This window comes from Sphaerisporangium siamense (genome assembly GCF_014205275.1).
Classification (GTDB): domain Bacteria; phylum Actinomycetota; class Actinomycetes; order Streptosporangiales; family Streptosporangiaceae; genus Sphaerisporangium; species Sphaerisporangium siamense.
The window spans coordinates 1,839,408-1,850,580 of the sequence record NZ_JACHND010000001.1; the positions used below are offsets into that span (position 1 = coordinate 1,839,408).

Here is an 11,173-nt window from a genome sequence, read left to right on the forward strand (position 1 = left end):
GGTGGTGGGAAGCAGCCGACCGACGCGCGCCGGGTTTCGCCGGATATGAGATCTCACGCGCAAGTCGGGCTGATTCGTTATCCACAACCCGGACCCATGGCGCAGATCGTCATCGGGAAGCACCTAGGCTGGACGCCATGACCACATGGACGGTGCCGGGCCTGCCCGACCCGGGGCGCTGCCTGGTGATGGGCGTGGTCAACGTCACCCCCGATTCCTTCTCCGACGGCGGCCGGTGGTTCGACCCCGAGGTCGCGGTGCGCCACGGCCTCGACCTGGTCGCCCAGGGCGCCGACATCGTCGACGTCGGCGGCGAGTCCACCCGGCCCGGCGCCGCGCGCGTCCCCCTGGACGAGGAACTGCGCCGGGTCGAGCCGGTGGTCCGCGCCCTGGCCGAGCAGGGCGTGGTCGTCAGCGTCGACACGATGCGGGCCGAGGTGGCCGAGGCCGCGGTGGCCGCGGGGGCCCGCCTGGTCAACGACGTGAGCGGCGGCCTCGCCGACCCGGCGATGCCGCGCCTGGTGGCCGCCTCGGGCGTCGCCTACGTCGTCATGCACTGGCGCGGCCACAGCCACGACATGGACACGCGCGCGATCTACTCCGACGTGGTCGGCGAGGTCACCGAAGAGCTCCGCAAACGGGTCGACTCCGTGCTGGCCGAGGGGGTCGCCGAGCACCAGGTCATCGTCGATCCGGGCCTGGGCTTCGCCAAGAAGGCGGAGCACGACTGGTCTTTGCTCTCGGGCATCGGCGAGCTGGGGCGGCTGGGCTACCCGATCATCATCGGCGCCTCGCGCAAGCGCTTCCTCGGGCGCCTGCTGGCCGGCCCGGACGGCACGCCGAGGCCCTTCAGCGGCAGCGACGACGCCACCTTGGCCGTCACGGCGCTCGCCGCCCAGGCCGGCGCCTGGTGTGTTCGCGTTCACCATGTGCGTCCCAACGCCGACGCCGTCCGCGTCGCCGCGGCCTGGAAGGGCGGTAGACGATGAGCACCACAGCCGCTGAGATCGAGAAGCTCAACGAGGCGTTCTACACCGCCATCGAGAGCGGCGACCTGGACCGCATGACCGAGATCTGGGCCGAGGACGAGAACGGCCGGGTGGCGATGTGCGTCCACCCCGGCTGGTCGATGGTCACCGGCAGGGCCGAGGTGCTGCGCTCCTGGGCGCTGATCATGGCCAACACCACCTACATCCAGTTCGTGCTGACCGACGTCCGCACCACCGTCGCGGGCGACGTCGCCGTGCTGTCCTGCGCCGAGAACATCCTCACCGCCGCCGACACCGAGGACGCCACCTTCGCCGCCGGCCGCGTGGTCGCGACCAGCACCTTCATCCGCACCCCCGCGGGCTGGCGCCTCTGGGTGTACCACGGTTCCCCCGTCCTGCAGGCCGATGACGACGACGAGCAGGCGGATGAATGACCGCTGCCCGCCTCCGCGCGGACGCGGCGGGGTTCGAGCACGTCCCGGGCCTGGTTAGCGTGGAAGCTGCTCCGGAGGTCCCGGGGCGCGTCGGAACGGGAGCGGTTCCATGAGTGGGGACACGATCAGCCTTGTAGGGCTGCGTGCGCGCGGCAGGCACGGCTGCCTGCCCGCCGAGCGCGAGCTCGGCCAGGAGTTCGTGGTGGACGTCACGTTGTTCCTCGACACCGCCCCCGCGGCCGCCGCCGACGATCTGTCCAGGACCGTCGACTACGGCGAGCTGGCCCTCCGGCTGGCCGCCATCGTCGAGGGGGAGCCGGTCGACCTCATCGAGACCCTGGCCGCGCGCCTGGCGGACGCGTGCCTGGCGAGCGGGCCGGTCGAGGCGGCCGAGGTCAGCGTGCACAAGCCCGCGGCGCCGATCCCGCTCCCGTTCGGCGACGTGGTCGTGACGATCAGGAGGAGGCGCGGATGAAGGTGGTCCTGGCGCTCGGCAGCAACGTCGGCCGCCGTTTCGACACGCTTCAGGGCGCCGTCGACGCGCTGTTCGACGCCCCCGGGCTCGAATTCGTGGCGGTGTCCCCGGTGTACGAGACCGACCCGGTCGGGGGTCCCCCGGACCAGCGTCCCTATCTCAACGCCGTGGTGATCGCGAACACCATGACGCTCGGCCCGAAGGCGATCCTGGAGCGCGCGCTCGGCGTCGAGAGCGCGTTCGGCCGGGTGCGCACCGAGCCGTGGGGGCCGCGCACGCTGGACGTCGATCTGATCATGGTCGGCGACCTGCTCTCCGACGACCCCGAGCTGACGCTCCCGCATCCCTTGGCCCACGAGCGGGCGTTCGTCCTGGTGCCGTGGTCGCAGGCCGATCCGGGCGCGGTGCTGCCCGGCCGCGGCTCGGTGGCCGGGCTGCTCGCCGACCTGGACGAGGGGGGCGTGCGCCTGCGCGCCGACCTGGCGCTCCAGCCGCCCAGCTGACCGTCCCCCTCCGGACCGGCGCGTGCCGTGTCCGGAATAGGCCACGCCTCGATGGGCTTTACTCTCACGATGACGCCGCCAGGGCCGTCCGCCGGGGGCTTCGCGCGGGGGAGGCCGGGGTGCCGGTGGCAACGATGAGGAGGATCACGTGAGACCGAGCCGTCCCGGCGTGCTCGTCGTGCTGGTGGTCGCGTTCGCCCTGGTGACGTGGCTCGTGCTGCAGCAGGTCTACTCCGACCTGCCGACCGTCCCGTGGACGGCCATCCCCACGGTGCTCCTGCTCGCCGTCGGCGAGGCGTACAGCGGGTGGATGACCCGCGCCCGCATCCAGCGCAAACCCGACACCAAGCCGGTGGAGCCGCTCGCGGTGGCCCGGCTGGCCGCCCTGGCCAAGGCGTCGGCGTACGTGGGGGCGGCGTGCGCCGGGATCTTCGCGGGCTTCGTGTTCTACGTCATGCCGCTGCTGGACCAGGACACCCCCCGGCGCGACTTCTTCCTGGCCGGCGGGTCGCTGCTCTCCTGCGTCGTGCTCGTCTGCGCGGCCCTGTTCCTCGAACACTGCTGCCGGGTGCCGAAGGGCCCCGAGGACGACGAGAAGCGCTCCTGAGCCGGGGCATGCGACGGGGCCCGGCACCACCACCGGGCCCCGCCACCGCAAGGAGTCACCCTTGTCTCTTCCACCCTGTCCCTTTACGCACAGGTCTTCTGCACCGGAGCGGGACGTCTAAACCTGCGGTTCGCGCCGGGCCTGGTGGACGGTCACTTGTCGATGTCGCCGACGACGAAGAACATCGACCCGAGGATGGCCACCATGTCGGCGATGAGGTGCCCGGGCAGCATCTCTCTGAGCACCTGCACGTTGTTGTAGGAGGCGCTGCGCAGCTTGAGCCGCCACGGCGTCTTCTCGCCGCGTGACACCAGGTAGTAGCCGTTGAGCCCGAGCGGGCTCTCGGTCCAGGCGTAGGTGTGGCCCTCGGGCACCTTGAGCACCTTGGGCAGCCGCTGGTTGATCGGCCCCGGCGGCAGCGACCGCAGCCGGTCGACGCAGGCGTCGGCGAGGTCGAGGGAGTGCTTGACCTGGTCGAGCAGCACCTCGAAGCGGGCGTGGCAGTCGCCGGCCGTGCGCGTGGCCACCTTCACGGGCAGCTCGCCGTAGGCGAGGTAGGGCTCGTCGCGGCGCAGGTCCAGGTCGACGCCGGAGGCGCGGGCGATCGGCCCGCTCACCCCGTACTGCAGGATCGTCTCGCGGTCGAGCACGCCGACGCCGCGGGTGCGGGCGAGGAAGATCTCGTTGCCGTAGATCAGGTTCTCGATGTCGGACAGCCGCCCGCGCGTGTCGCCGACCGTCGCGGCGACCCGGTCCAGCCAGCCGTGCGGGAGGTCCTCCTTGAGGCCGCCGACCCGGTTGAACATGTAGTGCATGCGCCCGCCGGAGATCTCCTCCATCACGGCCTGCAGCATCTCGCGCTCGCGGAAGGCGTAGAAGATGGGCGTGATCGCGCCGAGCTCCAGGGGATAGGAGCCGAGGAACATCAGGTGGTTGAGCACGCGGTTCAGCTCGGCGAGCAGCGTGCGCGCCCAGACGGCCCGCACCGGGACCTCCATGCCGAGCATGCGCTCGACGGCGAGCACGACGCCGAGCTCGTTGGCGAAGGCCGACAGCCAGTCGTGCCGGTTGGCCAGCACGATGATCTGCCGGTAGTCGCGCACCTCGAACAGCTTCTCGGCGCCCCGGTGCATGTACCCGATGATCGGCTCCGCCGAGGCGATGCGCTCGCCGTCCACGGTGAGCCGGAGACGCAGCACACCGTGGGTCGAGGGGTGCTGGGGCCCGATGTTGAGGATCATGTCCTCGGTGGCGAGCTCCTTGGCCCCGGCGCCGATGCCCACGACCCGCTCGATGGGCCCTCCCGCGGCATGAGGTCCGGTCATAGACCCCATGCTGTCACGTCACCGCCGGGAGACAAGTTCGGTCAGGGCGGCGACCAGGCGGCGCACGTGCTCCTCGGTGGTGCCGATGCCGATGGAGGCCCGCACGGCGCCCGCGGTGCCGTCCGCGCACGTGCCGTCGTCGAGGCGCCCGGCCTCGCCGAGCAGGTGGCGGACGAAGGGGTGGGCGCAGAACCTGCCGTCGCGGACACCGATGCCGTACTCCGACGACAGGGCCTCGGCGACCTCCCGCGCGCTCCAGCCGTCCACCACGAACGAGACGATGCCGACGCGCGGGTGCCCCGGGCCCCACAGCGAGAGCTCGTGCACGCCGTCGATCTTCGCGAGGCCCTCGCGCAGCAGGCCGATGAGGCGCTCCTCCTCCTTGACCAGGGAGGTCCAGCCGGTGGCGGACAGCGCGTCGCAGGCGGCGGCCAGCGCGACCGCGCCGAGGACGTTCGGGGTGCCGGCCTCGTGCCGCTGCTCGGCGTCGTCGCTCCACTCGGTGGCGAGCGGCGCGCCCTCCGCGGCGCCCCCGGCGACGTTCCTGGAGGCGCCCCCGCCCCGCAGGTACGGGTCGGCGGCGGTGAGCCAGTCGGAACGGCCGATCAGCACGCCCGCCCCGAACGGCGCGTACAGCTTGTGCCCGGAGAAGGCGACGTAGTCCAGGTCGAGGGCGGTCAGGTTGAGCCTGCGGTGCGGGACGAGCTGCGCGGCGTCGACGAGGACGCGGGCGCCGTGCCGGTGCGCGATGTGCGCGAGCGCGGCGATCGGCCACAGCTCGCCGGTGACGTTGGAGGCGGCGGTGACGACGAGCAGCTTGGGGCCGTCGATGGCCGCGAGGGCCTCGTCGGCGGCGCGCACGGCCTCGCCGGGGAAGGCGGGCGGCGCGAGGCGCACGGCGTCGGCCCAGGGCAGCAGGGACGCGTGGTGCTCGGTCTCGAAGACCACGACGGTGGTGCCCTCGGGCAGGCAGCGGGCCAGCAGGTTCGTCGCGTCGGTGGTGTTGCGGGTGAACACCACGGCGTCGCCGGGGCGGGCGCCCGCGAAGGCCCGGACGGTGTGGCGGGCCTGCTCGTAGCGGGCGGTGGTGAGCTGGGAGGCGTACCCGGCGCCGCGGTGCACGCTGGAGTAGGCCGGGAGCGCGGCGGCGACGGCGGCGCTCACCGGCTCCAGACAGGGGGCGCTGGCGGCGTAGTCGAAGTTGGCGTACCTGACCAGCCTGCCGCCCTTGACCGGGACCTCCAGGTCGGCGCCGACCACCGCGGGGATGCGGGAGCGCGCGCCGAGCGGGGACTCCGGGTCACCGGAGGGAACGGGGGACGAGCTGGAAGGGGTGGTCAGGTCGGTGACGACGGACAACGCCGGCCTCCTCGGGTCAGGGGCCCCCGGTCATGGCGTTGAGACGACGGAGCCCGCGCTTGCCCGGCACACCTCGTGCCGGACCTGGTCTTCACCCGGGGCACCCCGCCGCGAGCGCGAGGGTTGCCGGCCAGCGAGCCGGGGCTTGGCGCTGGCACTCATGACCTACACCGGGACTATAACCCACGCCCCGGCCGTCCTCGCAACCTCTGACACCCCGGTGTAGGGGTGGCGATCCGGGCGAACTCTGGTGAACCCCCGTGCGTTGGACAGGGAACGGTCCGCCCGCCGGGCGGGCCGTCGTTCGTGCACCGCTGGAGGAGTACTCGCATGGATTGGGTCGCCGACCCCACGATCTGGATCGGGTTCCTGACCCTGGTCGCCCTGGAGATCGTTCTCGGTATCGACAACATCATCTTCATCTCGATCCTGGCGGGGAAGCTTCCCGCCGAGCAGCGGGACAGGGCGCGCAAGCTGGGTCTCGCGCTGGCGCTGCTCAGCCGCCTGGCGCTGCTGCTCGGCCTGTCGTGGGTCGTCCGGCTGACGGAACCGCTGTTCGAGGTGTTCGGGCACGGCATATCGGGGCGAGATCTGATCTTGATCCTCGGCGGGCTGTTCCTGCTGGGCAAGAGCGTGTACGAGATCGGCGACAGCATGGAGGGCTCCTCGGGCCACTCCGGCGGGCGGGCCGCGGCCTCCTTCGGCGCGGTGATCGTGCAGATCATGCTGCTGGACGTCGTGTTCTCGCTGGACTCGGTGATCACGGCGGTGGGCATGGTGGACGAGCTGGGCGTCATGATCGCCGCGGTGATCGTCGCGGTCCTGGTGATGCTCGTAGCGGCGCGGCCGATCGGCGAGTTCGTCGAGCGGCACCCGAGCATCAAGATGCTGGCGCTGTCCTTCCTCGTCCTGATCGGCGTCGTGCTGATCGCCGAGGGCTTCGACCAGCACATCTCCAAGGGCTACATCTACTTCGCGATGGCGTTCTCGCTGATCGTGGAGCTGCTGAACATCCGGGTGCGCAGGAAGGCGGGCCGGCGGCCGGTGGAGCCGCGCGAAAGCCACGAGGAGTCCCCGGAACCGGACACCGCGCGCTGAGACCGGCGGCCCCGCCCGGGGGCGTTCCCCCGGGCGGGGCAACGGCTCGACTTTCGGTGCATACGATGACTTTGTGCACTTCGACCCATGGAACCCCGCCTTCGTCGCGCACCCCTACGACGTGTACCGCGAGCTTCGCGACCGCGCGCCGGTCAGCTACTTCGAGCCCACCGGCCAGTGGCTGGTGGCCCGGCACGGCGACGTCAACGCCGCCCTGCGCGACCGCAGGCTCGGCCGCTCATACCTGCACGTGGCCTCGCACGAGGAGTTCGGCCGCGAGCCCGAGCCCGGCTTCCAGGAGCCGTTCTGGCGCGTCATCCGCGCCGGGATGCTGGACGTCGAGCCTCCCGTCCACACACGGCTGCGCCGCCTCGTCTCCAAGGCGTTCACCCCTCGCATGGTCGAGGAGCTGCGCCCCCGCGTGCGGCGCGTCGCCCGCGAGCTGGTGGCCGCGTTCGTCGAGCGCGGCGGCGGCGACCTGATCGGCGAGGTGGCCGAGCCGCTGCCGGTGACGGTGATCGCCGAGATGCTGGGCGTGCCCGAGTCCGACCGTCACCTGCTGCGCCCGTGGTCGGCCGACATCTGCGGCATGTACGAGTTGAACCCCTCGACGGAGGTACAGCACACCGCGGTGCGTGCCGCGTCGGAGTTCTCGGACTACCTGTCCGGGCTCGCCGCCGCCCGCCGCGCCGACCCCGGCGACGACCTGATCAGCGCGCTGGCCCAGGTTGCCGACGAAGGGGACACGCTGACCGAGGAGGAGCTCATCGGCACCTGCGTGCTGCTGCTGAACGCCGGGCACGAGGCCACGGTCAACGTCACCGCCAACGGCTGGTGGGCGCTGTTCCGCAACCCCGCCGAGCTGGAGCGGCTGCGCGCCGACCCCTCGCTGCTGCCCACGGCGGTGGAGGAGCTGATGCGCTACGACACCCCGCTGCAGATGTTCGAGCGGTGGGTGCTCCAGGACGTCACCATCGGCGGGGTGGACATCCCCAAGGGGACGGAGGTGGCCCTGCTGTTCGGCTCGGCCAACCACGACCCCGAGGTGTTCGACGACCCCGAGCGGCTGGACGTGGGCCGCAAGGACAACCCGCACATCTCGTTCGGGGCAGGCATCCACTTCTGCCTGGGCGCGCCGCTGGCCCGCGTGGAGCTGATCGAGTCGTTCGGCGCCCTGCTCGCCGCGGCGCCCGGACTCGAACTCGCCGAGGAACCCTCCTGGAAGCCCAACTTCGTCATCCGCGGCCTGGAGTCCCTGAAGGTCACCATCTGACCCTCGCGTCGCCGAAGGCGCGGGGAGGCGCGGGCCGCGCCATGGCCGGGCGCCGGTCGCGGTACGCCCCGGGACGCCGGTGGGTCATGGCTTGCCCTGGGCGAGCCAGCCGAAGCCGCCGAGGCCCGCCGGGTCGATCAGCTCGGCCTCCTGGGACGCCCGCGCCAGCGCCCGCAGGTAGCCGCCCGGATCGGTGGCCGCGAGGCTCAGCGGCGGCCGCCGCCCGGTGACCCCGAGATCGCGCAGCGCGTGTCGTTGCGTGGTCAACGTTGTGGATATCGCGCCCGCTCGCTCGCCCGCCGCCGCGCAGGCGTCCAGCGCCACGTGTGCCGTGATATCGCAGGATCCGTCGGGTATGGGCGGCACACACGCCCCGTCGCGGTACCCGGTCAGCGTGCCGTACGGCGGCCGGTTATCCACAGGGTGTGCATAATCGGCCGCCACCGCGAGCCCCCGCGCCAGCCGGGCTACCACCCCCGCCCACGCCTCGTCGCGCGGCCTGCCGATCTCGGCGCGCAGGCCCGTCGCGGCGAGCGGCCACCAGCGCTCCAGCCACCGCCGGTCGCGCTCCTCCGGCGGGCCGTCCAGCCGCTCCTCGCCCGTCCCGGGATCGACCAGGACCAGCCGCGGCCCCTCGGGCGTCTGCTCGGCGACGTCGAGCGGCACGTTGTCCAGCCACTCGTTCGCGAACACCAGCCCGGTGATCTCCTCCGGGAGCGCGGGCGTCCAGGCGACGGCCCCGGGCAACCCCTCGGGGCGCGGGGACAGATCGACGGCCGTCACCCGCAGCCGCCGCGCGAGGGCGGGCTCGGCCGCGCGCAGCACCTCGGTCACGAGCGCGCCGTCACCCGATCCGACGTCGGCCAGGTCGAGCGGGTCGGGACGGCCGAGGCCGGCGTCCACCCGGATCAGCAGGCGCAGCACCGCGGCGGCGAACGCGGGCGAGGCGCCGACCGAGGTGCGGAAGTGACCCGAGGGCCGCTCCCGCATGTAGAACCCGTCCTCGCCGTACAGCGCTCGCCGGAAGGCCTCCCGCCAGGTCACCCACACGGCACCGGACGTTACCAAGGAGGACGCCGCCCGCCGACCGGCCCGGTGAGCCCGGACGGCGCGGCCGGGGGAGCCGGGCGGCGGTGATCGGAGAGGCGCCCGTTACGCTGGGGCGTCTGAGGCTGATACGTCGAACGTGAACGGGAACGTGATGCGGACAAGCGACCGCCCGGGGCGCCTCGCGGTCGGCGTCGTCGGCGCCGGGCGGGTGGGCTCGGTGCTCGGCGCGGCGCTCGCCCAGGCCGGGCACCACGTGACGGGAGCGGCCGGGGTCTCCGAGGCCTCGGGCCGCCGGGCCGCCGATCGTCTCGGCGTCCCCCTCTCCCGGCCGGACGACGTCATCCGCGACGCCGAGCTCGTGCTGCTCACCGTGCCCGACGACGTGCTGCCCGGCCTGGTCTCCGGCCTCGCCACGACCGGCGCCGACCTGCGCGGCAAGATGCTCGTGCACACCAGCGGCGCCTACGGGCTCGGCGTGCTCGACCCCGCGACGGCCGCGGGCGCGGTGCCCTTCGCGCTCCACCCGGTGATGACCTTCACCGGCAGGGACGACGACCTGCGCCGCGTCGAGGGCTGCTCGTTCGGCGTCACCGCGCCCGAGGCGCTCAGGCCGGTCGCCGAGGCCCTGGTCATCGAGATGGGCGGCGAGCCGGTGTGGATCCCCGACGAGGACCGCCCGCTCTACCACGCGGCTCTGGCGGGGGCCGCCAACCACATGGTCACGCTGATCGCCGAGTCCCAGGAACTGCTGAGGAAGATCGGGGTGGAGCACCCGGGCCGCATGCTCGGCCCGCTGCTCGGCGCCGCCCTGGACAACGCGCTGCGCCTCGGCCTGTCCGGGCTCACCGGGCCGGTCGTGCGCGGCGACGCGGGCACGGTGCGCAAGCACGTGGACGCGCTGATCGTCGCCGCGCCCGAGGCCGCCGACGCCTACATCGCCCTGGCCAGGCTCACCGCCGACCGCGCGCTCGCGGCCGGGCTGCTCAAACCCGAGACGGCCGAGCGGCTGCTCGACGCGCTCGGCGGCAACACGTGGACATGACGGCCGGGCCCGGCGCCCGGCCCGCGTACCGAGGAGGCGACGCGTGGACGTGATCGTCGCGCATGACCGCTCCGAGCTCCTCGCGGCCCGCGCCGCGCTCGGCATCGGCGCGGACGGCGCCTCGGCGCGGCCGGGAGGTCAGGGCGCCCTCGCCCTGGTGCCGACCATGGGCGCGCTGCACGAGGGGCACCGCGCGCTGATCCGCCTGGCGCGGGAGAGGGCCGAGCACGTCGCGGTGAGCATCTTCGTCAACCCGCTCCAGTTCGGGCCGAACGAGGATCTCTCCCGCTATCCCCGGACGTTCGACGCCGACCTGGAGGTGTGCGCGGCCGAGGGCGTGCGCGTGGTCTTCGCGCCCTCCGCCGGCGAGATGTACCTCCCCGACCGCCAGGTCGGCGTCTCGGCCGGCCAGATGGGCACGATCGTGGAGGGCGCGTTCCGCCCCGGCCACTTCGACGGCGTGCTGACGGTCGTGCTGAAGCTCTTCAACCTGGTCGCGCCGGACGTCGCCGTGTTCGGGCAGAAGGACGCCCAGCAGCTCGCGCTGATCCGCCGCATGGTCGCCGACCTGAACCTGCCGATCGCGATCGTCGGCGCGCCGACCGTGCGCGAGCCCGACGGGCTGGCCCTGTCCAGCCGCAACCGCTACCTGTCCGAGGCCGACCGCGGCACGGCCCTGTCGCTGTCGGCGGCGCTGCGCGAGGGCGCGGCGCACAAGCGCCCCAAGGACATCCTGCACGCGGCGCACGCCGTCCTGGACGCCGCCGCCGGGGCCGCGCCTCCGCTCGCGCTGGACTACTGCAGCCTGGTCGATCCCGCGACGTTCGCCGCCGTCGGCGACGGGCACCAGGGGGAGGCGGTCCTCGTCGTGGCGGGACGGGTCGGCGCCACCCGCCTGATCGACAACATGGTGCTCACCCTGGCCCCGTAACGGGAGGCGCGGCGGGTCGGGTACCTTGGGCTCTCACCTGCGACAACACCGTTCGTCCCACCCCTCTCCGCCCCACCTTCGCCTCAT

Annotated in this window: 12 protein-coding genes and 1 riboswitch; of the genes, 9 read left to right on the top strand and 3 right to left on the bottom strand. The window is 73.0% G+C overall.

The window, feature by feature from the left end; genetic code table 11:
• Positions 1-137: 137 nt before the first annotated feature.
• The 5 genes from folP (at position 138) to BJ982_RS08770 (ending at position 3,008) form a co-directional block, all read left to right on the top strand.
• Entirely contained in the window at positions 138-989 is an 852-nt protein-coding gene (gene folP, locus BJ982_RS08750) for a dihydropteroate synthase (protein ID WP_239122925.1), read from the top strand.
• On the top strand, positions 986-1,423 hold the full coding sequence (locus BJ982_RS08755) for a nuclear transport factor 2 family protein (protein WP_184878201.1): 438 nt from the start codon (positions 986-988) through the stop codon (positions 1,421-1,423). Before folP ends, BJ982_RS08755 begins: the two co-directional genes overlap by 4 nt.
• 109 nt (positions 1,424-1,532) lie before the next feature.
• On the top strand, positions 1,533-1,898 hold the full coding sequence (gene folB, locus BJ982_RS08760) for a dihydroneopterin aldolase (protein ID WP_184878203.1): 366 nt from the start codon (positions 1,533-1,535) through the stop codon (positions 1,896-1,898).
• Positions 1,895-2,401: a 2-amino-4-hydroxy-6-hydroxymethyldihydropteridine diphosphokinase gene (gene folK / locus BJ982_RS08765; RefSeq protein ID WP_184878206.1), complete on the top strand. Its 507-nt coding sequence runs from the start codon at positions 1,895-1,897 to the stop codon at positions 2,399-2,401. The genes folB and folK overlap by 4 nt, the downstream gene beginning before the upstream one ends.
• Before the next feature lie 148 nt (positions 2,402-2,549).
• The gene (locus BJ982_RS08770; protein ID WP_184878209.1) at positions 2,550-3,008 is read left to right on the top strand and encodes a DUF3180 domain-containing protein; all 459 of its coding nucleotides are present in this window, start codon (positions 2,550-2,552) and stop codon (positions 3,006-3,008) included.
• A gap of 152 nt (positions 3,009-3,160) precedes the next feature.
• Here the strand turns inward: BJ982_RS08770 and BJ982_RS08775 are convergent, their stop codons facing one another.
• Positions 3,161-4,333, bottom strand: coding sequence for an NADH-quinone oxidoreductase subunit D (locus BJ982_RS08775; RefSeq protein ID WP_184878212.1), 1,173 nt, complete (start codon positions 4,331-4,333; stop codon positions 3,161-3,163).
• Between the two features lie 18 nt (positions 4,334-4,351).
• A complete protein-coding gene (locus tag BJ982_RS08780) occupies positions 4,352-5,692 on the bottom strand; it encodes an aminotransferase class V-fold PLP-dependent enzyme (RefSeq protein WP_260413739.1) in 1,341 nt (446 codons plus the stop codon).
• A gap of 50 nt (positions 5,693-5,742) precedes the next feature.
• Positions 5,743-5,858: riboswitch (SAM riboswitch) on the bottom strand.
• Between the two features lie 164 nt (positions 5,859-6,022).
• On the opposite strand from BJ982_RS08780, the gene BJ982_RS08785 reads away from it, so the two are divergent.
• Together BJ982_RS08785 and BJ982_RS40310 are read left to right on the top strand one after the other, a co-directional pair.
• Positions 6,023-6,790, top strand: a complete 768-nt coding sequence (locus BJ982_RS08785) for a TerC family protein (RefSeq protein WP_184878215.1) — start codon at positions 6,023-6,025, stop codon at positions 6,788-6,790.
• A 73-nt stretch (positions 6,791-6,863) separates the two neighbouring features.
• Positions 6,864-8,063 (top strand): cytochrome P450, encoded by a 1,200-nt coding sequence (locus BJ982_RS40310; RefSeq protein ID WP_184878218.1) that lies wholly within the window; start codon positions 6,864-6,866, stop codon positions 8,061-8,063.
• Between the two features lie 84 nt (positions 8,064-8,147).
• Here BJ982_RS40310 and BJ982_RS08795 read toward each other — a convergent pair whose 3' ends face one another.
• Entirely contained in the window at positions 8,148-9,107 is a 960-nt protein-coding gene (locus BJ982_RS08795; protein ID WP_307784624.1) for an SAM-dependent methyltransferase, read from the bottom strand.
• Positions 9,108-9,264: 157 nt separating this feature from the next.
• Between BJ982_RS08795 and BJ982_RS08800 the strand changes: the two genes are divergently transcribed.
• Positions 9,265-10,155: a Rossmann-like and DUF2520 domain-containing protein gene (locus tag BJ982_RS08800; RefSeq protein WP_184878221.1), complete on the top strand. Its 891-nt coding sequence runs from the start codon at positions 9,265-9,267 to the stop codon at positions 10,153-10,155.
• Between the two features lie 43 nt (positions 10,156-10,198).
• Complete coding sequence (gene panC, locus BJ982_RS08805; RefSeq protein ID WP_184878223.1) at positions 10,199-11,086, top strand: pantoate--beta-alanine ligase; 888 nt, start codon at positions 10,199-10,201, stop codon at positions 11,084-11,086.
• Positions 11,087-11,173: the final 87 nt, after the last annotated feature.